25 protein-coding genes are annotated in these 24656 nt (G+C 45.4%); 21 read left to right on the top strand and 4 right to left on the bottom strand.

What is annotated here, in order from left to right; translation table 11 throughout:
• Positions 1-286 precede the first annotated feature (286 nt).
• The 14 genes from MSG38_RS17110 to pgpA all read left to right on the top strand — a co-directional run bounded on the left by MSG38_RS17110 (position 287) and on the right by pgpA (position 13094).
• Positions 287-1576 (top strand): NCS2 family permease, encoded by a 1290-nt coding sequence (locus MSG38_RS17110; RefSeq protein WP_017060789.1) that lies wholly within the window; start codon positions 287-289, stop codon positions 1574-1576.
• A gap of 84 nt (positions 1577-1660) precedes the next feature.
• Complete coding sequence (tet(34), locus tag MSG38_RS17115) at positions 1661-2125, top strand: oxytetracycline resistance phosphoribosyltransferase domain-containing protein Tet(34) (RefSeq protein WP_009847475.1); 465 nt, start codon at positions 1661-1663, stop codon at positions 2123-2125.
• Positions 2126-2214: 89 nt separating this feature from the next.
• Positions 2215-3468: an esterase FrsA gene (gene frsA, locus MSG38_RS17120; protein ID WP_050619967.1), complete on the top strand. Its 1254-nt coding sequence runs from the start codon at positions 2215-2217 to the stop codon at positions 3466-3468.
• A 144-nt stretch (positions 3469-3612) separates the two neighbouring features.
• A complete protein-coding gene (gene crl, locus MSG38_RS17125) occupies positions 3613-4002 on the top strand; it encodes a sigma factor-binding protein Crl (RefSeq protein ID WP_017060787.1) in 390 nt (129 codons plus the stop codon).
• A gap of 76 nt (positions 4003-4078) precedes the next feature.
• Positions 4079-5263: a glutamate 5-kinase gene (gene proB, locus MSG38_RS17130; RefSeq protein ID WP_248402279.1), complete on the top strand. Its 1185-nt coding sequence runs from the start codon at positions 4079-4081 to the stop codon at positions 5261-5263.
• A 66-nt stretch (positions 5264-5329) separates the two neighbouring features.
• Positions 5330-6580 carry a glutamate-5-semialdehyde dehydrogenase gene (locus tag MSG38_RS17135; protein ID WP_017060786.1) on the top strand — a complete coding sequence of 417 codons (1251 nt, stop codon included), beginning with the start codon at positions 5330-5332 and terminating at the stop codon, positions 6578-6580.
• A 156-nt stretch (positions 6581-6736) separates the two neighbouring features.
• Positions 6737-7186 (top strand): transcriptional regulator NrdR, encoded by a 450-nt coding sequence (gene nrdR, locus MSG38_RS17140; RefSeq protein ID WP_004734394.1) that lies wholly within the window; start codon positions 6737-6739, stop codon positions 7184-7186.
• Between the two features lie 40 nt (positions 7187-7226).
• Positions 7227-8345, top strand: a complete 1119-nt coding sequence (gene ribD, locus MSG38_RS17145; RefSeq protein WP_248402280.1) for a bifunctional diaminohydroxyphosphoribosylaminopyrimidine deaminase/5-amino-6-(5-phosphoribosylamino)uracil reductase RibD — start codon at positions 7227-7229, stop codon at positions 8343-8345.
• Positions 8346-8391: 46 nt separating this feature from the next.
• Positions 8392-9048, top strand: a complete 657-nt coding sequence (locus tag MSG38_RS17150; protein WP_048612249.1) for a riboflavin synthase — start codon at positions 8392-8394, stop codon at positions 9046-9048.
• A gap of 108 nt (positions 9049-9156) precedes the next feature.
• Entirely contained in the window at positions 9157-10266 is a 1110-nt protein-coding gene (ribBA, locus tag MSG38_RS17155; RefSeq protein ID WP_048615539.1) for a bifunctional 3,4-dihydroxy-2-butanone-4-phosphate synthase/GTP cyclohydrolase II, read from the top strand.
• A gap of 295 nt (positions 10267-10561) precedes the next feature.
• The gene (ribE, locus tag MSG38_RS17160; protein WP_004741508.1) at positions 10562-11032 is read left to right on the top strand and encodes a 6,7-dimethyl-8-ribityllumazine synthase; all 471 of its coding nucleotides are present in this window, start codon (positions 10562-10564) and stop codon (positions 11030-11032) included.
• On the top strand, positions 11032-11499 hold the full coding sequence (gene nusB / locus MSG38_RS17165; protein WP_248402281.1) for a transcription antitermination factor NusB: 468 nt from the start codon (positions 11032-11034) through the stop codon (positions 11497-11499). The genes ribE and nusB overlap by 1 nt, the downstream gene beginning before the upstream one ends.
• A 114-nt stretch (positions 11500-11613) precedes the next feature.
• Positions 11614-12588 (top strand): thiamine-phosphate kinase, encoded by a 975-nt coding sequence (gene thiL / locus MSG38_RS17170; protein WP_017060783.1) that lies wholly within the window; start codon positions 11614-11616, stop codon positions 12586-12588.
• Positions 12588-13094: a phosphatidylglycerophosphatase A gene (pgpA, locus tag MSG38_RS17175; RefSeq protein ID WP_017060782.1), complete on the top strand. Its 507-nt coding sequence runs from the start codon at positions 12588-12590 to the stop codon at positions 13092-13094. The genes thiL and pgpA overlap by 1 nt, the downstream gene beginning before the upstream one ends.
• A gap of 111 nt (positions 13095-13205) precedes the next feature.
• Here pgpA and dxs read toward each other — a convergent pair whose 3' ends face one another.
• Genes dxs through xseB form a run of 3 tightly spaced genes read right to left on the bottom strand, consistent with a single transcriptional unit; the run spans position 13206 to position 16258 of the window.
• Positions 13206-15089, bottom strand: a complete 1884-nt coding sequence (gene dxs / locus MSG38_RS17180) for a 1-deoxy-D-xylulose-5-phosphate synthase (protein WP_248402282.1) — start codon at positions 15087-15089, stop codon at positions 13206-13208.
• Between the two features lie 21 nt (positions 15090-15110).
• Entirely contained in the window at positions 15111-15995 is an 885-nt protein-coding gene (ispA, locus tag MSG38_RS17185) for a (2E,6E)-farnesyl diphosphate synthase (RefSeq protein ID WP_048612246.1), read from the bottom strand.
• A 20-nt stretch (positions 15996-16015) separates the two neighbouring features.
• Positions 16016-16258 carry an exodeoxyribonuclease VII small subunit gene (gene xseB / locus MSG38_RS17190; RefSeq protein ID WP_004734405.1) on the bottom strand — a complete coding sequence of 81 codons (243 nt, stop codon included), beginning with the start codon at positions 16256-16258 and terminating at the stop codon, positions 16016-16018.
• Positions 16259-16556: 298 nt separating this feature from the next.
• Between xseB and pomA the strand changes: the two genes are divergently transcribed.
• From pomA to rlmM, 7 genes are all read left to right on the top strand, one after another.
• The gene (gene pomA, locus MSG38_RS17195; protein ID WP_017060778.1) at positions 16557-17321 is read left to right on the top strand and encodes a flagellar motor protein PomA; all 765 of its coding nucleotides are present in this window, start codon (positions 16557-16559) and stop codon (positions 17319-17321) included.
• Between the two features lie 12 nt (positions 17322-17333).
• Positions 17334-18281 carry a flagellar motor protein MotB gene (locus MSG38_RS17200; RefSeq protein ID WP_059020020.1) on the top strand — a complete coding sequence of 316 codons (948 nt, stop codon included), beginning with the start codon at positions 17334-17336 and terminating at the stop codon, positions 18279-18281.
• Positions 18282-18597: 316 nt separating this feature from the next.
• Complete coding sequence (thiI, locus tag MSG38_RS17205) at positions 18598-20046, top strand: tRNA uracil 4-sulfurtransferase ThiI (protein ID WP_017060776.1); 1449 nt, start codon at positions 18598-18600, stop codon at positions 20044-20046.
• Between the two features lie 671 nt (positions 20047-20717).
• Positions 20718-21626 carry a transcriptional regulator GcvA gene (locus MSG38_RS17210; protein WP_248402283.1) on the top strand — a complete coding sequence of 303 codons (909 nt, stop codon included), beginning with the start codon at positions 20718-20720 and terminating at the stop codon, positions 21624-21626.
• Positions 21619-22242, top strand: a complete 624-nt coding sequence (locus MSG38_RS17215) for an alpha/beta fold hydrolase (RefSeq protein WP_041472884.1) — start codon at positions 21619-21621, stop codon at positions 22240-22242. Before MSG38_RS17210 ends, MSG38_RS17215 begins: the two co-directional genes overlap by 8 nt.
• A complete protein-coding gene (locus MSG38_RS17220) occupies positions 22232-22630 on the top strand; it encodes a DUF423 domain-containing protein (RefSeq protein WP_017060774.1) in 399 nt (132 codons plus the stop codon). Before MSG38_RS17215 ends, MSG38_RS17220 begins: the two co-directional genes overlap by 11 nt.
• Positions 22627-23718 (top strand): 23S rRNA (cytidine(2498)-2'-O)-methyltransferase RlmM, encoded by a 1092-nt coding sequence (rlmM, locus tag MSG38_RS17225; protein ID WP_017070491.1) that lies wholly within the window; start codon positions 22627-22629, stop codon positions 23716-23718. Before MSG38_RS17220 ends, rlmM begins: the two co-directional genes overlap by 4 nt.
• Before the next feature lie 77 nt (positions 23719-23795).
• Here the strand turns inward: rlmM and xni are convergent, their stop codons facing one another.
• Entirely contained in the window at positions 23796-24569 is a 774-nt protein-coding gene (xni, locus tag MSG38_RS17230; protein ID WP_048612242.1) for a flap endonuclease Xni, read from the bottom strand.
• Positions 24570-24656 lie beyond the last annotated feature (87 nt).

A 24656-nucleotide genomic window follows, 5' to 3' on the forward strand; every position in this document is an offset into this window, starting at 1 on the left:
TATTGTGGGTTTGAATTCAGAATTTACTGGCTAGATTCTCAATGAAAATAACCGATGGTAGAAAAAACAACCAACTAATTTCATTGAATGTAATGTTATTAATTGTTTGTTTTTAAACACTATTTACCGCTAATGTTTTTATTTTTAATCGCTTTGTTTCATACGGCATTCTGATAAATATCGATTAGAGCCTTAATTCTATCTGGAATTTGTTATTTGATAACTTTATAATCCACAGCCAATCGATTACGCAACCGTTTACTTTTTACCCTTATAGGATTCGATAATGTTCGAAAAGCTATTCAAACTCAGTGAAAATGGCACCAATGTGCGCACTGAAATCATCGCAGGTCTAACAACCTTCCTAACAATGGCTTACATCATTTTTGTAAACCCAATGATTCTAGCTGATGCTGGTATGGACCATGGCGCTGTATTTGTAGCAACCTGTTTAGCGGCTGCTATTGGCTGTTTCATCATGGGCTTTGTTGCTAACTACCCAATTGCTCAAGCTCCAGGCATGGGTTTGAACGCATTCTTTACCTACGCTGTTGTAATGGGTATGGGTTATACGTGGCAAGTTGCTCTGGCAGCGGTTTTCGTATCAGGCGTAATCTTCATCTTCTTAAGCATCTTTAAGATCCGTGAATGGATTATCAACTCGATCCCTATGTCTCTGCGTGTTGGTATCTCTGCTGGTATCGGTCTTTTCCTAGCGTTTATTGCTCTTAGCAATGCAGGCATCGTTGTTTCTAACCCAGCAACTAAAGTTTCACTGGGCGATATTACCGCGATTGCTCCTATCCTAGGCTCACTTGGTTTCTTCCTAACGATTGCTCTTGTTCACCGTGGCGTGAAAGGCGCAGTAATGATTGCGATCCTAGCTATCACAGCTCTTGGCATTGTTATTGGTGACGTTCAATACGGCGGCATCATGTCTACACCACCAAGCCTTGCACCGACATTCATGCAGCTAGATTTCTCTGCGGTATTTGAAATCGGTATGATTTCAGTGGTATTCGCATTCTTGTTCGTCGATTTGTTCGATACAGCGGGTACTCTGGTTGGTGTTGCAACGAAAGCAAACCTAATCAAAGAAGACGGCAAACTACCTCGTTTGAACAAAGCACTACTTGCTGACTCTACAGCAACATCTATTGGTGCACTGCTAGGTACTTCAAACACAACGTCTTATGTTGAGAGTGTTGCGGGTGTTGCTGAAGGCGGTCGTACCGGTCTAACGGCTGTTGTTGTTGGTATCTTATTCCTACTGGCTCTTTTCTTCTCGCCACTTGCAGGTATGATTCCGGCTTACGCAACATCTGGTGCACTTTTCTATGTAGCAATTCTGATGATGTCTGGCCTAGTTGGCATTGATTGGCGTGATCTTACGGAAGCAGCACCAGTCGTGGTAACATGTCTGCTTATGCCGCTGACGTACTCTATCGCTGAGGGTATCTCACTAGGTTTCATCGCTTACGCTGCAATTAAGCTGCTAAGTGGTAAAGGTCGCGACGTTTCACCTGCTGTGTGGGTAATGTCGGCTATCTTTATTCTTAAATACATTTTCGCTTAATCGTCTAGATTTCTGCTTAATCGCTGAAGAGGCTATGTTTGAGATAGCCTCTAATAACATGACAAAATTATTAGGTTTTATACTATGAGCAACAAATTCGTTATCACTTGGGACAACATGCAGACTTACTGCCGTCAACTTGCTGAAAAGCAAATGCCAGCAGAGCAGTGGAAAGGCATCTGGGCAGTAAGCCGTGGTGGTTTGGTTCCTGGTGCAATCTTGGCTCGTGAGCTAGGTATTCGTCACGTAGATACGATTTGTATTTCTAGCTACGACCACGATCACCAACGTGATATGACAGTAGTTAAAGCACCTGAAGGTGACGGCGAAGGCTTCCTAATCGTTGAAGACTTGGTTGATAGTGGTGACACTGCACGTAAGCTTCGCGAAATGTACCCTAAAGCGAAATTGATCGCTGTATGTGCAAAACCATCTGGTGCTGATTTGCTAGACGAGTACATTGTTGATATCGCTCAAGACACATGGATTGAGCAACCTTGGGATACTAGCCTAAGCTACGTTGAGCCAGTAAATCGCAAGTCAAAATAAGCGTAAACTTAGTTTTTTGAGAAATGACCCTTTATAGGGTCATTTTTTTTTATATTATTAGTGACAACCATTTCTTATTAAGTATCCCAATGTCTGAACCAGAAGAAACGAGCTCGAACCTTTCGGAAACTTTGTTTGTAAAGCACAAGCAGGCGAAAGAGACCTCAATGTTGACACAATACATGCCAAGCTCTGAAGCGTTATTGGATGAGAAGCGTGAACAGCAAAACTCATCATGGTATCGAAACCTAAGACGTCTTCAGTGGGTATGGCAAGGCGTTAATCCAATAGAGCAAGAAGCGGTATTGGCTCGCATCGCGTCATCAGATAACTCTCGTACAATCGACGAGTGGCTTGATACGGTCATGGGTTACCGAAGCGGTAACTGGGCATACGAATGGACTAAGCTGGGTATGCAGCATCAAAATCGTTCTAATGAGAAGAGCGGTGAAGAGATGGCTGAAGAGCTGTTTTCAGCATCGCTGTGCTTTAGTATTGCGGGTTACCCACATCTCAAGAACGACAACTTGGCGGCTCAGGCTCAAGTGTTGGCCAACGCAGCCTATTCTGAAGCGATCAAGCACACTAAGTTGATCGTCAAACAGATTGATATTCCATACCAAAACAAGAAGATCAAAGCGAATTTGCATCTAACCAAGACAGATAAACCACAACCGGTTGTGATTGTCAGCGCGGGTCTAGATAGCTTGCAAACCGATATGTGGCGCCTGTTTAGGGATTATTTAGCACCTAAGAACATTGCCATGCTAACGGTAGACATGCCATCAATAGGGCACAGTGCACATTGGCCGTTAACAGAAGACTCATCTTGTCTTCACCAAGCAGTGCTGAATGAATTGCCTAACATCCCATGGGTCGATCACCATAAAGTTGGTTTGTTTGGTTTCCGCTTTGGTGGCAATGCGATGGTGAGACTATCTTTCCTTGAGCAGCATAAGATTAAAGCGTGTATTTCTTTAGGCGCACCAATTCACGATATCTTTGTTCATGCAGACAAACTTAAGCAGATGCCCAAAATGCATCTAGATGTGTTGGCTTCGCGTCTTGGTAAAGGTGCAGTTGATATCAATAGCCTTTCTGGGCAGTTGATGGCGTGGTCACTCAAGGTACAAGGTTTGCTGTCAAACAGTAAAACCAGTGTTCCTATCTTGGCATTAGCTCTGGAAGGTGACCCGGTTTCACCGCCAATGGATAATCAACTGGTTGCTATTTACAGTGATTACGGAAAAGCGAAGAAAATCAAAGCTAAGTCAATTACACAAGGTTATGAGCAATCCCTCGAATTGGCGATAAAGTGGCTTGAGGATGAATTATTTAGATGACATTTCTCCTAAATTAGTTAAGCATGAAAAGTGTACAAACTAAGTACCTGATACTCAGAGATAATTTATAAAATCCAAATGCGTAGTTTCTACGTATAACAGTCTGAGTAACGTCATTCTTAACATTGAAAATGGAGATTCAATATGTCAGAAGTGACACAACAACCTACGCATTACCGCTTGTTGAATGTTTTAAAGGCGATCGGGCCTTATTTAAGGGAACCGCAATCAGAAGAAGGCCACTATATCTTTGATTGCTTGTCTGTATGTGTGAACGATAAAAAATCACCAGAAGAACGCGAATTTTGGGGCTGGTGGCTGGAATTGGATAAGTCGGAAGAGGGATATTCGGCGAAGTACAATATCGGCAAGTACAACATCGATGGTAACTGGGATTCTTTGCCGTTACCTAAAAAGGCGGTCGCTGAGGTCTCTCGAACTCAAGAAGCCTTCCACAAAAAACTGGTTGATGAACTTCAAAGTAAGTTTGAAATCAGTATCCAATTAGACGAAGAGTCTGTCGAATTCGTCTAATTTTAAAGGTTACTCTTCTATATAAAGCAAAAAGGTGCGATTTCGCACCTTTTCTGCTTGTGAATTCCCCTTTTGATTGCTAAAACATCACCTCTTATTTGTTTTATCCATAAAAGACTTCATGACAACAAATCATCAAAGCGGGACAACAACACAGCGTAAAACTGTCGTTGTTAAACTGGGTACCAGTGTCTTAACTGGTGGAACATTGGCATTAGACCGCGCTCATATGGTTGAGCTGGTTCGTCAATGTGCTGAATTAAAAAAACAAGGCCACTCTGTGGTTATGGTTTCGTCTGGCGCAATTGCAGCAGGACGTGAACACCTTGGTTACCCCGCACTTCCCAACTCAATGGCGAGCAAACAGTTGCTTGCGGCAGTTGGGCAAAGCCAGTTGATTCAAGTTTGGGAGTCTTTGTTTGCTATCTATGGCCTTAAGATTGGCCAGATGCTACTGACTCGTGCTGATCTCGATGATCGCGAGCGTTTTCTTAATGCACGTGACACGATCAACGCACTTGTTGATCACGATATTATTCCGGTAGTAAACGAAAACGACGCAGTAGCCACCAACGAAATTAAAGTGGGCGACAATGATAACTTGTCGGCCTTAGTGGGTATTTTGTGCGGTGCTGATAAGCTTTTGCTACTAACAGACCAAAAAGGCCTATTTACGGCTGACCCTCGTAAAGATCCAAATGCTGAGCTCATCAAAGAAGTGAAAACCATTGATGACACATTGCGTAAGATCGCAGGCGGTAGCGGTACGACGTTAGGTACCGGCGGCATGGCAACAAAACTGCAGGCGGCTGATATTGCTCGTCGCGCAGGCATCGAAGTGATTATTGCTGCGGGCAGTGCTGAAAATGTGGTGTTTGACTCACTGAGTGACAACCCACAAGGCACACGTTTCTTGCCTTTAGCGGAAGCGCTTGAAAACCGTAAACGCTGGATTTTGGCGGGCCCTGCTTCAGCAGGTGACATCGTGGTCGACGACGGCGCAGTAAACGCAGTCAACACCAAAGGCAGCAGCTTGTTGGCGAAAGGGGTTGTTCGAGTTAAAGGCGAATTCTCTCGTGGTGAAGTTACCCAAGTCACAGACAGCAAAGGCAAAGTAATTGCGCGTGGTATTGCCAGTTATTCAAGCCAAGACCTAGCAAAAATTGCAGGCAAGCACAGTAAAGATATTGGCGACATTCTTGGATACGATTATGGGTCAGAAGTCATTCACCGTGACGACCTAGTTGTGATTCAAGAGTAGCTCGTGATGATAAGGCGAATCGCCTTTTTGCATCCAAAGACAGACAGAATTTAGGGAGAGTTAAACGTGGATTTAACTAACATGGGTATCGCAGCAAAAGACGCTGCTTTCCACCTAGCGACCGCATCTACGGCGCAAAAGAATAAAGCATTGGCGATTATCGCTGATGAGCTAGAAGCAAACGCAACAACGATTTTAGAAGCGAACGCGAAAGACATCGAATTAGGTCGCGAAGCGGGTTTAACTGACGCACTGCTTGATCGTCTACTTCTTAACGAAGAGCGCTTAACCGGTATCGCTAACGATGTTCGTAACGTGATTAGCCTGAATGACCCAGTTGGCAGCGAGATTGACAGCAAAGTACTGGAAAACGGTATGTCGCTGTCTCGTCGTCGCGTGCCACTTGGTGTGGTAGGTGTTATCTATGAAGCGCGTCCAAACGTAACTATCGATATTGCAGCTCTGTGTCTGAAGACAGGTAACGCAAGTATCCTACGTGGTGGTAAAGAGACGTTCTTCTCGAATATGGAACTGGTTAAGGTTATCCAGTCTGCATTAGAGAAAGCGGAGCTTCCAGCGGCTTCTGTTCAGTACATCGAGAAGCCTGATCGTGAACTCGTTTCTCAACTGCTTAAACTGGACGACTACGTGGATATGATCATTCCTCGTGGCGGCGCTGGTCTGCACAAGATGTGTAAAGAGAACAGCACCATCCCAGTAATCATCGGCGGCTTTGGTATCAGCCATATCTTCGTTGATGAAAGCGCTGATCTTGAGAAATCTGTCGATGTGGTCGAAAACTCAAAAGTTCAACGTCCATCGGCGTGTAACTCGTTAGATACACTGCTAGTGCATGAAGCGGTTGCTGAAGCTTTCCTAACTAAGCTGAAACAGCGTTTAGCCGGCAAGGTAACCTTAGTTGCTGATACCAGTGCAAAATCGCTGCTAGCGGGTTTTGAAGACCAACGTGATGCGGTTGAAGGCGACTTTGACACTGAATGGCTAAGCTACACGCTCGGCGTGAAAGTGGTAGCGGATGTGGCAGAAGCGATTGACCACATGCGTGTACACAACGCGAGTCATTCAGATGCGATCATGACCAATAGCCTAGAGAGCTCAGAGCGTTTCATTAACTCTGTTGGTTCTGCGGCGGTTTATGTGAATGCATCAACACGTTTTACTGATGGCGCACAGTTTGGTTTAGGCGCTGAAGTTGCCGTGTCTACTCAGAAATTGCATGCTCGCGGCCCAATGGGTTTAGAAGAGCTGACAAGCTACAAATGGGTAGGTAAAGCGAACTATTTAGTTCGCGGTTAACGCTGGTCGTTAATTTTACTCCTAAGCTCATTTTTGAAATGGCGATCGAGTAGCAATAATCAATGAATCACCACACAAAAGGGCCTTAATTGGCCCTTTTTCTTTCCTAACGTTTGGCAATTCCGTTACACTGATATTCAATTATTTGGAGGTGATATGCATTGTCCTTTTTGTTCAGAGAACGACACTAAAGTAATCGATTCAAGACTGGTAGCCGATGGCCATCAGGTTCGTCGTCGCCGTCAATGCCTTGCATGTAGTGAACGTTTTACTACGTTCGAATCGGCAGAACTTGTGATGCCTAAAGTCATAAAGTCGAATGGAAACCGCGAACCATTTAATGAAGACAAAATGGTGGGTGGTGTACAGCGCGCCCTAGAAAAACGCCCAGTGAGTGCTGATGCGATTGAACTTGCGATCAGTACGATTAAGTCACAACTCCGTGCAACTGGTGAGCGTGAAGTACCAAGCGAGATGATTGGTAATCTTGTGATGGGCCAATTGAAAGAATTGGATAAAGTGGCGTACATCCGTTTTGCCTCTGTTTACCGCAGCTTTGAAGACATCCGAGAGTTTGGCGAAGAAATCGCTAAATTAGAGGATTAACTCCTCAATCATGTCAAACTTTACTCCCCTAGATTTTCAAATGATGTCGCTTGCTATTCAGTTAGCAAAACGCGGCATTTACACTACTGCACCCAACCCGAATGTGGGTTGTGTCATTGTACAAACCGACGGTCAGATCGTTGGCGAAGGTTTTCATGCCAAAGCTGGTGAACCTCATGCTGAAGTACATGCCATGCGAATGGCGGGCGACAAAGCAAAAGGTGCGACGGCTTATGTCACGCTAGAGCCTTGTTCGCACTATGGCCGAACACCACCTTGTGCGGAAGGTTTGATTAAGGCTCAAGTAGCTAAAGTGGTTTGCGCCATGCAGGACCCAAACCCAAAAGTCGCAGGTCGTGGTATCAAAATGCTACGCGATGCGGGTATTGAGGTTGAAATCGGTTTACTAGAGCAAGACGCTCTCGACTTGAACCCTGCATTTATCAAGCGTATGCAAACTGGCATGCCATTCGTTCAGTTAAAGATGGCCGCTAGCCTTGATGGGCAAACGGCATTGGAAAATGGTCAAAGTCAGTGGATCACATCGCCAGAAGCGCGTCGTGATGTTCAGAACTACCGAGCAAAATCAGGCGCTGTGTTATCAACTAGCCAGACGGTGATTGAAGACAATGCGTCGTTGAATGTTCGTTGGACGGAGTTGCCAAGCAGCATCAAAGATCATTACGCTGAAGACGAGCTGCGTCAGCCGATTCGCGTGATTCTTGATCGTCAAAACCAACTGCGTCCTGAGCTCAAGTTATTCCAGACTCCAACATCTGTGTTGAGAGTTGCCGAAGCATCTGCTGATATTGAAGTCGGAACCACAGATGCAGGTCAGCTCGATTTGCACGATCTGATGCGTCAATTACCTGCGAATCATATCGACCATATTTGGGTCGAAGCGGGCGCTACATTGGCAAAAAGCTTGATTGAAGAACAGCTGGTGGATGAGCTAATCCTCTATTTAGCACCTAAACTTATGGGCAGTGACGGACGAGGTTTGATGGGCGCATTAGGGCTCACTTCAATGTCTGACGTTATTGACCTAGAAATTAAAGATGTTCGACAGGTTGGTGTGGATATTCGCATCGTGGCTAAACCAATAGTCGCGAAACCTATTGTGGCAGAACCAAGAGTGGGAAAACCACTCTCGAAATAGCTACTCCAACTGCATACGTGTCGTTGACAACAAAAAGAGTTTTAAAATGTTTACAGGAATTGTAGAAGCCGTAGGTACATTGAGTGCAATCACTCCCCGCGGAGAAGACATCACCGTAACGGTTAACGTTGGCAAGCTTGATATGGCTGACGTTCAGTTAGGCGACAGTATCGCAACCAATGGTGTGTGTTTGACGGTGGTTGAATTCAACGACCACAGCTACAGTGCAGACCTTTCGCTTGAGACCTTGAAAAAAACGGGTTTTGTCGATTACCAAGCGGGCGATAAAGTTAACCTTGAGAAAGCAATGTTACCAACCACGCGTTTCGGTGGACACATCGTGTCTGGTCACGTTGATGGCGTGGGTGAGATTGTTGAACGTAACCAAGTCGGTCGTGCGATTGAGTTCTGGGTAGAAATGCCAGCAGAAATCTCAAAATACGTGGCTCAAAAAGGTTCAGTAACGGTCGATGGCATCAGCCTGACTGTGAACGATTTACGCAAGAACGCATTCAAGCTGACTATCGTTCCTCACACTTCTTCAGAAACCACCATCGACCAATTCAATGTCGGTCGTAAAGTGAATCTAGAAGTCGATGTATTAGCGCGTTACATGGAGCGTTTACTGCAAGGTCAGCAACAAGAGTCTGAGCCTGAATCTCGCTTAACGATGGAATTCTTACAGCAGAATGGTTTTGCCTAACCGTTGATACAAAGTGCGTTAAGCGAGACTTTGTAAAGCGAAGCAATATCATCAGGTTTAAATAGTGTCGGTTCTAGGAAGCAGAACCATTTCAAAGGATATAGAACAATGCCAATTAGTACTCCTCAAGAAATTATTGAAGACATTCGCCTAGGAAAAATGGTTATCCTGATGGATGATGAAGATCGCGAGAATGAAGGCGATCTGATCATGGCAGCAGAACATGTGACGCCAGAAGCGATTAACTTCATGGCGATGTATGGCCGTGGCTTAATCTGTCTGACGCTAACCAAAGAGCGTTCAAGCCGTATGGGCCTAGCCCCTATGGTTCAAGACAACAATGCACAGTACACCACGAACTTTACGGTTTCGATTGAAGCGGCTGAGGGTGTAACTACGGGTATTTCTGCGTCTGACCGCGCGGTGACCGTTCAAGCGGCAGTGGCGAAAGATGCAAAAGCGGCAGACCTTGTTCAACCTGGTCATATTTTCCCACTGACAGCGCAAGATGGCGGTGTTCTGACTCGCGCAGGACACACAGAAGCAGGTTGTGATTTAGCACGCCTAGCAGGCTGTGAGCCAGCATCTGTTATCGTTGAGATCCTAAACGACGACGGCACCATGGCTCGTCGTCCTGATCTTGAAGTGTTTGCTGAAAAACACGACATCAAGCTAGGCACCATTGCAGACTTGATTGAATACCGCAACAACACAGAAACAACGATTGAGCGTGTAGCACAATGCCATTTGCCAACTGAATTTGGTGATTTCGAGCTGGTGACTTACCGAGATACAATTGATAACCAGATCCACTACGCGATGCAAAAAGGCGACCTATCTGAAGGTGCTCCTTTGGTACGTGTTCACCTGCATGACACGTTCACCGATCTGCTTCATTCAGACCGTGGTACTGAGCGCAGCTGGTCTCTAGATAAAGCGATGAAGCGCATTGGCGACGAAGGCGGTGTGTTGGTTATTCTTGGTAACGAAGAGTCATCTGATTCTTTGATTCACAAAGTGAAGACATTCGAAGCGCAAGACAAGAACGAGCAGCCAACCATGGCGAAGAAGCAGGGTACCTCGCGTCGTGTTGGTGTCGGTTCTCAGATCCTTCAAGACCTAGGCGTGCACGATATGCGTCTGCTTTCTTCAAGCACTAAGCGTTACCACGCATTGGGTGGTTTTGGTCTTAACGTTGTCGAGTACGTTTGCGAATAAATCCTGTGTCAGCGAGCAGACGTTTCTCCGTTTGTAGCGACATAATTTACCGATGATTTCAGTGGCTCTTTTGGTGATAAATCTAGCCAAAAGAGCAAAGTAGCCAAGTTCGAATCAAAACGTGTTCAATACACAAACTTGGCTCCTCGCTGTTCCTATATGCTTGGGATCAGCGCTGCATTATCATCTTTACATTGCCGGTGTCTGTTCTTCTAAATTACCATTAGATATTGCTCACAGTTTTGTGCTAGAATCCGGCGATTCTCACTTGATGAAAATAGTTAAAGGAAGGCTTATGAAAGTGATCGAGGGTGGCTTCCCAGCGCCAAATGCAAAAATTGCTATCGTTATTGCTCGTTTCAACAGTTTTATTAACGAAAGTTTACTTTCTGGTGCAATCGATACTTTAAAACGTCATGGACAAGTAAGCGAAGACAACATCACTGTTGTTCGTTGCCCTGGTGCAGTAGAACTTCCACTTGTAGCGCAGCGCGTTGCAAAAACAGGTAAGTTCGATGCGATTGTATCTCTTGGTACAGTAATTCGTGGCGGTACACCTCACTTTGACTATGTTTGTAGTGAATGTAATAAAGGTTTGGCACAAGTGTCTCTGGAATATTCTCTTCCAGTAGCGTTTGGTGTTCTTACTGTTGATACGATCGATCAAGCTATTGAACGCGCAGGAACCAAGGCTGGTAATAAGGGTGCAGAAGCAGCACTTAGCGCACTTGAGATGATCAACGTTCTTTCTGAAATCGATTCCTAATGGGGGCCAGTGTGAAACCAGCCGCACGTCGTAACGCACGTCAATTTGCTCTACAAGCAATTTATTCTTGGCAAATTACTAAAGAAAATATTGCTACCGTTGAAGAACAGTTCTTATCTGGTGGTAAGTATGATGAAGAAGAGCTTCATGCTGCAGAGCCTGCTCTTGCTATGCCAGAAACAGACGTTGCATACTTCCGCGACCTACTAACTGGTGTTGCTCTTAGCCACATGGAACTTGATAGCAAGCTTCGTCCATTCGTATCTCGCCCTATGCAAGATCTGGATCTGATGGAACTAGCGCTTCTACGTTTAGCTATGTACGAGATGACTCGTCGCGAAGATGTACCATACAAAGTGGTTATCAACGAAGCTATCGAGCTTGCAAAAGTATTTGCAGCAGAAGACAGCCATAAGTTTGTTAACGGTGTGCTTGATAAAGCTGCACCGCACGTTCGTAAGAAATAAGACGTTCGTATATTGAATCTAAAGGTCAGCTTTCATGCTGGCCTTTTTTGTAACTAAATTTCTGTAATATCCATGATTACGGTGATTTTTATGAGACTAAAGATAGGGCATGTGATGTCTGGCGAATTTAACCTGATTGAAAAATATTTTGTAAATCGACAACCACAACGTAAAGACGTACTTCTGGCTGCTGGCGATGACTGTGCTTTGGTCAAAGCGCCGGGCAATGTTGAGATAGCGATCAGCACGGACACCTTAGTGGCTGGTACTCATTTCTTAGCTGAAGCGAATCCGGCTTGGGTGGCACACAAGGCGTTGGCTTCCAATATCAGTGACCTTGCTGCAATGGGCGCGACGCCTGCGTGGGTGTCATTTGCTTTAACCATGCCTGAAATCGATGAAGCATGGCTTGCTCCCTTCTGTGACTCCTTTTTTAAACTCGCAGACTACTTTGGTATTCAGTTAATTGGTGGTGACACCACCAAAGGCCCACTAAGCCTGACACTGACGGTACAGGGCTTTGTTCCTGAAGGACGAGCGCTGCGCAGAGATGGCGCGAAAGTGGGCGACTGGATTTACGTAACAGGTAATCTAGGTGACAGCAAAGCTGGCTTAGAAGTGTTACTTAACCCTGAGCAGAACAGAGCGAAGCCGTATGCTGCTGAGCTTGAAGAGAGACATTATGTGAGCGCCCCACGAGTGTTAGCGGGTCAGGCTCTAGTGAACCTTGCTTCATCGGCGATTGATATCTCTGATGGCGTTATTGCTGATTTAAAACATATCCTTAAGCGTTCTCAAGTTGGTGCAAGTATTGATGTAAGCACGCTGCCTATCTCTGCTGAGTTACGTCAGTTCGCTCCTGATATCACTTCAGCTCAGCAATATGCGCTGACCAGTGGTGAAGAGTACGAACTGTGCTTTACTGTACCAGAAGAGAATAAAGGGTCGTTGGAAAGTGCTTTGTCACACACTGGTACAAAAGTCACCTGCATTGGCCAGATAAGACCTGTAGAATATTTTGAATTACACAATAATGGTGAACCACTAAGCTGGAACTTAACTGGTTACGATCACTTTAAGGTTAATTGATGACAAACCCACTTTCTCTTATTTCTCTTAAAAACCCTTGGCATTTCTTAGCAACGGGTTTTGGCAGTGGCTTATCGCCTATTATTCCCGGCACAATGGGTACGCTCGCGTCTATTCCGTTGTACCTGTTGTTGGTTCAGTTACCGTTTCCTGCTTACGTTGCTGTGGTGGTGGTAAGCTGCATTATTGGTATTAAGATCTGCCAAGTAACGTCTGATGATATGGGCGTGCATGACCACGGTTCTATCGTTTGGGATGAGTTTGCGGGCTTTTGGATCACCATGAGCTTAGTGCCTATGCTGAATATCCCTGCTGATGACTGGAAATGGCTTCTGACTGGTTTTGTGCTTTTCCGCTTTTTTGACATGGTAAAACCATGGCCGATTGGTTGGCTAGATGCGCGAATTCACGGCGGCTTGGGTATCATGATTGACGATATTGTAGCGGGTATTATGGCGGCTATTTCGTTGTATGCCGTGGCACATTTCGCAGGTTGGTTAGTGTGAGTTAACTGAAGGGCTAAGGTTTAGTTGGCGATACACCAAACTAATTAGCAGATACTAAAAAGGTTGACCCTAGGGCCAACCTTTTTTGTTTGCGGAGCTTACGTATTAAGGCTATTTAGCAAGGTAGTCCGAGATAGACTTCTCAATGCCTTTCGCGTCCAAGCCTAGCTCTTCATGCAGTTCGCCTTGAGTACCTTGAGCAATGAACTTGTCTGGTAGGCCAAGGTTCAATACTGGCATCAGCAGTTTCTCTTGCATCAAGAATTCAATCACACCTGCGCCGGCACCACCTGCAATCGCATTCTCTTCTATAGTCACCAGAACATCGTGGTCAGCAGCAAGCTGTTTGATCAGAGCTTCATCGAGTGGTTTCACAAAGCGCATATCTGCAACTGTCGCATCGATGGCGTCAGCGGCTTGAAGTGCACTCTCAAGGAAAGTACCGAAGCTTAAGATAGCGACTTTCGAGCCATTTGCTGCTTTTTCGCTTTCGCGAACGATACGACCTTTACCAATCTCAAGCGCGGTAAATTCACTTTGTATCTCAGTGCCCATACCATTACCGCGAGGGTAACGAACGGCACTTGGACCAGTGTGCTGGTGGCCTGTGTAAAGCATTTGGCGACATTCGTTCTCGTCGCTTGGCGCCATGATCACCATGTTTGGAATACAACGCATGAAGCTTAAGTCGAACGCACCTTGGTGTGTTTGACCATCGGCGCCGACAAGGCCTGCACGGTCGATAGCGAACATGACCGGTAAGTCCATGATAGCCACATCGTGGATCAGTTGATCGTAACCACGTTGTAGGAACGTCGAGTAGATAGCGACAATCGGCTTGTCACCTGCAATCGCCATACCCGTTGCTAACGTCACAGCATGCTGCTCAGCAATCGCTACATCGAAGTATTGTTCTGGGTACTCTTTCGAGAAACGCACCATGCCAGAGCCTTCACGCATTGCAGGCGTGATCGCCATCAGCTTAGGATCTTGCGCGGCCATATCACACAGGAAGTCGCCAAAAATCTTAGAGAACGTTGGTTTAGAGCTGGTGCTCTTAGGCAGACTTGAGTGTGCTGGATCGAATTTCGGTACGCCGTGGTAACCGATTGGATCTTTCTCAGCTGGCTCGTAGCCTTTGCCTTTCTTCGTCATGATATGCAGGAACTGAGGACCTTTAAGGTCTCTCATGTTCTTAAGCGTTTTAATCAGCTCATTGACATCGTGACCATCAATTGGGCCAATGTAGTTAAAGCCTAACTCTTCGAACATGGTGCCAGGGACAACCATGCCTTTTAGATGTTCTTCTGTACGACGAACTAGCTCTTTAATCGGCGGAACGCCTGATAGCACTTTCTTGCCGCCCTCACGAATTGACGTGTAAAGACTGCCAGAAAGAACTTGAGCTAGGTGGTTGTTTAGCGCACCTACGTTTTCAGAGATCGACATCTCGTTATCATTCAGGATAACCAGCATGTCATTGTGAATATCGCCCGCGTGGTTCATGGCTTCAAATGCCATACCCGCAGTAATCGCGCCATCACCAATTACACTCACGACTTTACGGTTCTTGCCTTCTTTCTTCGCACTGATAGCCATACCAAGTGCAGCACTAATCGACGTTGAAGAGTGACCAACAGAAAGGGTGTCGTATTCGCTCTCTTGACGCCATGGGAATGGGTGCAGTCCATCTTTTTGACGGATAGTCGACAAGCGGTCGCGACGACCAGTAAGAATTTTATGCGGGTATGCTTGGTGGCCAACATCCCAAACCAACTGGTCAAAAGGCGTGTTGTACACATAGTGCAGAGCAACTGTCAGCTCTACTGTACCTAAGCCTGACGCTAAGTGACCACTTGACTGGCTCACTGAGTTAAGAAGATAGGTACGTAATTCATCACAAAGCTGTGTCAGCGTCTCTTTTGGAAGTAGACGCAAATCCTCTGGCTTATCAGCCAAAGCAAGAGTTGGGTACTTTGATATATCAAGAGTCATAGGTAATGCGCGCTTATTGTCTTAGTTCTTGCGCTCGATGACGTATCGGGCGAACTCTTCGAGTAACTGGGTATTGTATGGGATTGCAGCCAAAGCTTGAAGCGCTTCCTGTAGCAGAGTTTGCGCTTTTTCTTGAGCGCCCTCTAAACCTAGCAAAGAAGGGTAGGTGCTTTTGTTCAATTCTTGGTCAGAACCCTGTGGCTTACCCAAAGTTTCAGTATCGCCAGTGATATCTAAAATATCATCTTGAACCTGGAATGCTAATCCAATGGCATCGGCGTACTTGTCTAATTGAGGCATCACTTCAAACGCTTTTTCACCAGCAGCGAGAGCACCTAAACGAATCGCACATTTCATTAGCGCGCCCGTTTTATTGCGGTGAACTTCTTCTAACTCTTCTAGCGTGACAGAGCGGTTTTCAGCTTCAATATCAAGTGCTTGTCCAATGCACATACCTTGTGCACCAGAGGCTTCAGCTAGGCGTTGAATCATTCGAACGCGATTGCTTTCACCGTCAGCACTTAATGTACCTTCCGCAAGTATAGTAAACGCGAGAGTTTGTAGTGCATCGCCAGTTAAAATTGCCGTTGCTTCATCGTATTTGATGTGACAAGTCTGATGGCCACGACGCAGCTCATCGTCGTCCATTGCTGGAAGGTCGTCGTGAATCAGAGAATAGGCATGAATACATTCGATTGCAGATGCTGGAGTGTCGAGTTCTTCAGCGGTGCAGCCGAGCATTTCCCCTGTAATGTAGACAAGAAATGGACGTGCGCGTTTACCGCCTAAAAGTAACCCATAACGCATCGCGTTGATCAGGTTCTGATTTTGGTGTGGCAGGCGATCAAGCCAAAGGTTCAGTTGCTCGTTATTACGTGCTTGATAAGACAATAAAGTCTCGATCATAGGGGATCTCATACAATTCGTTATTCTGGTTGTGGGTTAAAGTCACTAAGTTCTGCGTTTTCATCATTTTGCAGTAGGATGCTAACACGCTGTTCAGCATCGTTTAGTTTGCTTTGACCGGCACGAGCGAGGGAAATGCCTCGTTCGAACTTTTTCAGCGCATCATCTAAAGCTAGATCACCATTTTCTAGTTGATCAACCAAGCCATCAAGCTCTTCGATTGCTGCTTCAAAGCTCATATTTTCAGGTTTCTTAGTAGCCATAATAAATCTGCGTTTGGAAAGATGAACGAACGTTACCCTAGGCCGCTGAGATGGTCAAATGTAACCAAGAAATTTTGCTAGAAAGTTCGTTTTTAAGGGGCTTGAACGCACTTTGCTTGAATAACCTTAGCTTTATCGAGTTTATGCGCTACGTATAAGAGCAAAGTAAGCCAATAGTTGGGATTCAAAAACGAAAAGTGTGATACTTAGGCCAAGAATTTACTAAAAGATCTTATAGTCTTGCCGATACAAAGATTATCGTCGACATAGAGCTACAAAAAAGCATGAGGAGTGCTCAGTGGATTTAGCAACCCTAATAGGTTTGATTGGTGGATTTGCCTTTGTAATTATGGCAATGATCCTAGGTGGAAGCCTCGGGATGTTCTATGATACGACATCCATTTTGATCGTAGTTGGTGGCTCAACCTTTGTTGTTCTAATGAAGTTCACCATGGGACAGTTCTTTGGCGCGACTAAAATCGCAGGCAAAGCTTTTATGTTTAAAGCGGATGAGCCTGAAGATCTTATTGCGAAAGTTGTAGAGATGGCTGATGCGGCTCGTAAAGGTGGTTTCTTAGCACTGGAAGAGATGGAAATTAACAACAGTTTCATGCAAAAGGGCATCGACCTATTGGTAGATGGCCATGACGGTGATGTGGTACGCGCTGCACTGCAAAAAGACATCGCATTAACCACAGAACGTCACGAACAGGGCGCGAAAGTGTTCTCTGCATTTGGTGATGTTGCCCCTGCAATGGGCATGATTGGTACCTTGGTTGGTCTGGTTGCGATGCTTTCGAACATGGATGATCCAAAAGCGATCGGTCCTGCGATGGCGGTAGCACTTTTAACCACTCTATATGGTGCGATTCTTTCGAACATGGTGTTCTTCCCAATTGCCGACAAGCTTGCGTTGCGTCGTGACCAAGAGACACTCAACCGTCGTTTGGTTATGGATGGCGTACTCGCGATTCAAGATGGTCAGAACCCACGAGTAATCGATGGTTACCTGAAGAGCTACCTAAACGAAGGTAAGCGTACGATTGATGGTGAACCTGCGTAAGAGGAGTTGAAGATGGATGAAGAAAATCCATGTAAATGTCCTCCTCCGGGGTTGCCTCAATGGATGGGGACATTTGCTGACTTGATGTCACTGCTGATGTGTTTCTTCGTACTGCTGCTCTCATTCTCTGAGATGGACGTACTGAAATTCAAACAGATCGCTGGCTCGATGAAATTTGCGTTTGGTGTACAAAACCGCTTGGAAGTGAAAGACATTCCTAAAGGCACAAGCATCATTGCACAAGAGTTCCGTCCTGGTCGCCCAGAGCCGACACCGATTGATGTGATCATGCAGCAGACGATTGATATTACGCAACAAACGCTTGAGTTTCATGAAGGTGAATCTGAGCGTGCTGGCGGTACCATGCGTGACCAAGGCAAGATGACCGGAGGCAAGTCGCCAGAGGTTTCGACTCACGACAATCAAAACTCTGAGTCAGACCAACAGCAACAACAAGCTGAAGCTCAATCGCAAGAGATGGAAACCTTGATGGAAAGCATCAAGAAGGCGTTGGAGCGAGAGATAGACCAAGGCGCGATTGAAGTTGAAAATCTTGGCCAGCAGATTGTGATTCGAATTCGTGAGAAGGGTGCATTCCCATCGGGTTCTGCTTTCCTACAGCCTAAGTTCCGACCTTTGGTGAGACAGGTGGCTGAGTTGGTGAAAGATGTTCCGGGTATCGTTCGAATCTCAGGGCACACCGATAATCAACGTCTTGATTCCGAGCTTTATCGCTCTAATTGGGACTTGTCATCACAGCGAGCAGTGTCTGTTGCTCAAGAGATGGAAAAGGTGCGTGGTTTCTCTCATCAACGCTTGAGAGTACGCGGCATGGCGGATACCGAGCCAGTCGAGTCGAACGATACTGAATGGCAACGTAGCCTCAACCGCCGCGTTGAAATCAGTATCATGCAGGGCGAGCCGCTTTACAGTGACGAAGTACCTGTTATTAATGAATAGCCTATACGTGCTCACGCGGTAGCATGCAGATAGCATCGAAAGCCCAACCTTATAATGAGGTTGGGCTTTTTGTTTGCTGGTCTTCAATGGTTCTCTGCGGTATTTATGTCGTTTCGAAACCTGCTACTGTTAATAACAAGCGGTTTAATGAGGGTGTTACAGCAAGCACTCTTTTCCTTGCTTCACTTTCTCATGTATAATTCGCGCCCTTAGATTTAGATATGATCTATTCTTGCTTCAAGTGCTGTGTAAATTCTCTAATTTACTTAGCGATGAGCGTTTTCAAAATTTTGAACATTAATGTTGTGAAAGTACTATGAAATTTATTGTTAAGCCCCATCCGGAAATTTTTGTAAAAAGTGAATCGGTGCGTAAGCGCTTCACAAGGATTCTAGAGTGCAACATTCGTAACGTTATTCAACGTCGCTGTGAAAGTGTTGCGGTATTCAACCGTCGCGATCATATCGAGGTGACGTCTGAGAGTGACCAGTACTACGCAGAGGTGTTAGAGGCTCTGACTCACACTCCAGGTATTCACCACTCTCTTGAAGTACAACAGTCTGAGTTCAAAGACTTGCACGATATTTACGAGCAAGTACTAGAACGCAGCCGTGCTGATATTGAAGGCAAGACTTTCTCTGTTCGTGCTAAGCGTCGTGGTAAGCATGACTTTACCTCTATTGAACTTGAACGCTACGTAGGCGGCGGTCTAAACCAAGCGGTTGAGTCAGCTAAAGTTCGACTTAAGAACCCTGATGTAACCGTTAAGGTTGAAGTGGCTAACGATAAGCTAAACCAAGTTCTAGCTCGTCACAAAGGCCTAGGTGGTTTCCCTCTTGGTACTCAAGAAGATCTACTAAGCTTGATCTCTGGCGGCTTTGACTCTGGTGTTTCAAGCTACCTGCACATCAAACGTGGCTCTAAGGTTCACTACTGTTTCTTCAACCTTGGTGGCCCAGCGCACGAGATTGGCGTTAAGCAAGTAGCTCACTACCTATGGAATAAATACGGCTCATCTGCAAAGGTGAAGTTCATTTCTGTAGACTTCGAACCCGTGGTTGCTGAAATCCTTGAAAACGTTGAAGACGGCCAAATGGGCGTTGTTCTTAAGCGTATGTTCATGCGTGCTGGTGGTATGGTTGCAGAGCGCTTCGGTATTGAAGCTCTAGTAACAGGTGAAGCACTTGGCCAGGTTTCTAGCCAAACGCTAACTAACCTTCGCCACATCGACAACGTGACAGACACTTTGATTCTTCGTCCGCTTATCAACTGGGACAAAGAAGACATCATCGACCTTTCTCGTATCATCGGTACTGAAGACTTCGCTAAGGTAATGCCTGAGTACTGTGGTGTTATCTCTAAGAAGCCAACAGTGAAAGCGAAGAAAGGTAAACTGGAAGCAGAAGAAGCTAAGTTTAACTTTGAAGTGCTGGATCAAGTGATCGAGAACGCTCGAGTTATGGATATCCGTGACATCGAGAAAGAGAGCCAAGAGCAAGCGCCTGAAGTTGAACAAGTTCAAGCTGTTGCTGAGCACGCTATCGTTCTTGATATTCGTAGCCCAGAAGAAGAAGACGAAAGCCCACTAGAGATCGAGGGTGTTGAAATTAAACACATCCCATTCTTCAAGCTTTCTACTCAGTTTGGCGACCTAGACCAAGCGAAAGAGTACTTGCTGTACTGTGACCGTGGTGTAATGAGCCGTCTACAGGCACTTTACCTACAAGAGCAAGGCTTCCATAACGTTAAGGTTTACCGCCCATAGTGGTGTATTGACCAAGCGTTAATCATTTTGCAAAGCCGCTTACTGAAAAGTAAGCGGCTTTTTTATTTTCTATTGTGAATGATTTACAGTAGTCAGACAGAGGCGTGAGTTTGGGCGTGCTATCGTCATGCTCAGCTTTGAAATTTTTGATTGATAGAAAGAGTGAGCTCTAAACGGGTTTATAAGTACCGAAGAAGTGTGAGTATCTTGAAGTATTCTGTTACTTTTTAGTGCAACTCAATGGTGCTATTTGTATGTGTTCAGTTGATTATTTGAGTGGGTTTCTGATTCTGTGATTGGCGATGAAAAATAATAAAGATTAATTAGCACAGCTATTGATAAACTTGTTGTTACATTTCTTTGCACATAAAAAAACACCGCCCATAAGGCGGTGTAAACAAATTTGACAGACAGGTCAAAATAAATACAGGAAGTACATGCCTCGTTTCAGTTTAAACTGCAACAAAACATTTGGTAGAACTCTACCCAACTCGAAAAGAACGAGTTTGCAAACACAACATCGCAGGAGCTAAGCCAATTGATTCTAGAGAGAATCAAGCCGTTCAGGCTAGCTGCTGCGGGATGAAATATAGAATTTCTCTGGCCGCTAGGCAATGGACAAATTATAATGTTTCAGATAAAAAAAACTAATGCTTATTTAGAGAGTAACTATGTCTCGTCGATTACCCCCATTAAACTCGCTAAGAGTGTTTGAAGCAGCAGCTCGACACTTGAGTTTTACGCGTGCCGCAGAAGAGTTGTTTGTTACTCAAGCGGCGGTCAGCCATCAGATCAAAGCGCTTGAAGAATTCTTATCTTTGAAGCTGTTTCGCCGAAGAAATCGCTCTTTGCTGCTGACTGAAGAAGGCCAAAGCTACTTCTTAGATATCAAAGATATTTTCACATCACTGGCAGAAGCGACGGATAAAGTGCTTGAGCGAAGTGAGAAGGGCGCATTGACCATCAGTTTACCGCCGAGTTTTGCGATTCAATGGTTGGTACCAAGGCTCGCTGACTTTAATCAGCAAGAACCTGATATTGATGTAAGAATCAAAGCCGTTGATATGGATGAAGGCTCGCTGACCGATGATGTAGACGTGGCTATTTATTATGGTCGAGGTAATTGGTCGGGGCTTAGAGCCGATAAGCTTTACCAAGAATACTTGATCCCTCTTTGCTCACCTTCCGTGCTGCTAGGAGTAAAACCATTAGAATCTCTTAGTGATTTAGCATGTCATACGCTATTACATGATACCTCTCGAAAAGATTGGAAACAGTTTGCTAAGCAAAATGGCATCGACGGGGTAAACGTTAATCACGGTCCTATCTTCAGTCACTCAACCATGGTGCTGCAGGCAGCGACTCACGGACAGGGCATTGCTCTAGGTAACAACGTGTTGGCGCAGCCTGAAATCGAAGCGGGTCGTTTGATTGCGCCTTTTGATGAAGTGTTGGTGAGTAAGAACGCCTTCTATGTGGTTTGTCATGAGAAACAAGCCGACATGGGTCGTATTGCTACCTTCCGCGACTGGATGCTAGCGAAAGCGCAAAGTGAACAAGAGGACTTACTCGATGAATAACGTCATCATTGATGGTGAAGACAATCCGATCACCTTTATCTTTGCCCATGGTGCTGGCGCAGGCATGGATCATGAGTTCATGCAATCGGTAGCCAAAGGGTTAGCCTTTAAAGGGATACGAGTAATTCGTTTCAATTTCCCTTACATGATTAAACGTGCTGAAGATGGTAAGCGTCGTCCACCTGACAGAGCACCTAAGCTACTTGAAGCCTACCAAGAGATTATTGAGCAGGTTGATGGCGATAAGCTTGTGATTGGTGGTAAGTCGATGGGAGGGCGTATGGCGAGCCATTTGTCTGAAGTTGATAAAGTGGCAGCAATGGCGTGTTTAGGCTTTCCTTTCCACCCACCAGGTAAGCCTGAAAAGTACAAAGGTGAGCACTTAGCTGAGTTAGCAAAGCCTTGCCTCATTTTACAAGGTGAGCGCGATACCTTTGGTAAGCGTGAAGAGTTTGCTGACTTTGATCTGTCTGATTCTATTCGTGTTGAATTTATTCCCGATGGCGACCACAGCTTTAAACCTCGTAAGAGTTCTGGTTACACCGAGCAGCAGAATATTGCGTTAACCGTTGAGAAACTAGCGGCGTTTATTAAAGAGGTACTCAATGAGAAGTAAGTATTTACTCACGTTTGCTGGCATCTCTGGCGCGGTTGCTGTGATGCTTGGCGCCTTTGCAGCTCACGGTTTGAAAGCTATCTTGCCTGAATATCTGCTAGGCGTATTTGAGACCGGTGTTCAGTACCAATTTATCCATACTCTGGCGATATTGGCGTGTGGTGCTCTGCTTCAGATGAAACTTGGCGCTAAATCACAAAAATATTTTTTCATTGCGGCAATTTGCTTTATCATCGGCATCCTTTGTTTTAGTGGCAGCCTTTATGGCTTGGCACTGACAGGAATAAAATGGTTTGGCCCTATCACTCCGTTTGGCGGTCTACTATTTATCATTGGTTGGGGAGTCTTCTCCTTCGCTGCTTTGAATATAAAAGAGGTAACTCAGTGAAACACGTACTACTTTATTGTCGCTCTGGTTTTGAAAAAGAATGTGCTGGCGAAATTCAAGACAAGGCAACACAACTGGAAGTGTTTGGTTTTCCTCGCCTAAAGAACAATACAGGTTTTGTATTGTTTGAATGTTACCAAGCAGGTGAAGCGGATAAGTTGATCAAAGAGATCGATTTCCAATCACTGATCTTTGCTCGTCAAATGCTGGCAGTGGCTGTTGAAATTAAAGACCTGCCAACCGATGACCGTATTTCTCCAATTCTTGAGGCGCTTTCTGAGAAAGAAGGTTTCCCTCGTTGTGGTGATATCCGTATCGAAACGCCAGACACTAATGAAGCAAAAGAGCTTTTGAAGTTCTGCCGTAAGTTTACTGTGCCGATGCGTCAAGCAATGCGTGGTAAAGGCCTGATGACTGCGAAAGATAACGCTAAGAAGCCTGTGCTTCATTTATGCTTCATCGCTCCGGGTCACTGTTTTGTTGGTTACTCTTACCCAACGAACAACTCACAGTTCTTTATGGGTATCCCTCGTCTGAAATTCCCATCAGATGCGCCAAGCCGTTCTACATTGAAGCTAGAAGAAGCATTCCACGTATTCATCCCTCGTGATGAGTGGGACGAGCGTCTGGCTCCAGGTATGTGGGGTGTTGATTTAGGTGCGTGTCCAGGTGGTTGGACTTATCAATTGGTTAAGCGCTCGATGTTCGTTCACTGTGTTGATAACGGCATGATGGCAGACAGCCTAATGGAAACGGGTCAAATTAAGCACCACATGGTGGATGGCTTTAAGTTTGAACCAGACCGTAAGAACGTAACTTGGATTATCTGTGACATGGTTGAGAAGCCAGCTCGTGTTGCTCACCTTATGGGTGAGTGGATCATCAAAGGCTGGGCGAAAGAAGCACTGTTCAACCTTAAACTGCCTATGAAAGGCCGTTACGATGAAGTACTGCAAGATATCGAGAACCTAAAAGTGTTCCTTATTGAGAACAAAGTGAAGTTCAAGATGCAGGCTAAGCACCTTTACCACGATCGCGAAGAGATCACGGTCCACATTCAGGCGCTTTCAAACATCTCACCGCACTAATACGCAGTTAATAAACAAAAAAAACGCTCCTTGTTAGGAGCGTTTTTTTTATATCAATATTATCGAGTCACTGCGACTTAAGAATTTGCTTCGTAACGAATATCTTGCAGATTGAACCCTAAATCAATGTCTGTTTTGAGTGCTGATACTTGTTTACATACACGAGCGGATTCGATGTGTTCGTCGAACTTCTTACGATATTTTTTCGGTAGATCTTCTGCTTGATAGGCCGCTTCGATATCTGGGTATGTGGTTAATATCTCTTTGGCTGCTTTTGGTCCGACACCTGGAATCCCCGGTACTTGGCTTGAGCTTACGCCCGTTAATCCCCAGTAATCCGCCAGTTGTTCAGGTTTTACGCCAAACTCAGCTTCGATAAAGGGTTTGTCTAACCAACGGTGCTGGAAGTAATCTCGGATCTGCAGAGTGGGTGATAGCAGCTGGCAATACCCTTTGTCTGTCGAGATGATGGTGACCGTTTCTCCGTGGTCTGCCACTTTCTTTGCCAGTGTTGCGACGAGATCATCCGCTTCATCGCCATCAGACAGCAGTGAATCAATACCTAACTCCCACCAAGCTTGTTGAATCGCATCAAGGCCTTTCATCAATGGTTCTGGCATCGGTTTACGGTTCTGCTTATAAGCAGGGAGCACATCTGCGCGCCAGCCACGGTCTTGTAAATGGTGATCAAATACCGCGATGATGTGGGTGGGCTTTGATTCATTCAGAATCTTATTGAGAGTGCGAGTAGTGGTAGTGATGGTTCTTGCTATATCGGTTGGATCCGGCTGAACAGAGTGCACGCGTCGGATGAGGTTTAAGGCATCGATAATAACAAGATGGATAGACATAAGTTTCCACTAAATAGGCAATAAAAAAGGGGCTGCTAGCCCCTTATAGTAACGTATCACTTGGTGAGTTGGAACGTTAGCGACGTA

Source organism: Vibrio sp. 1CM24A (assembly GCF_023161725.1).
Lineage (GTDB): Bacteria > Pseudomonadota > Gammaproteobacteria > Enterobacterales > Vibrionaceae > Vibrio > Vibrio coralliirubri.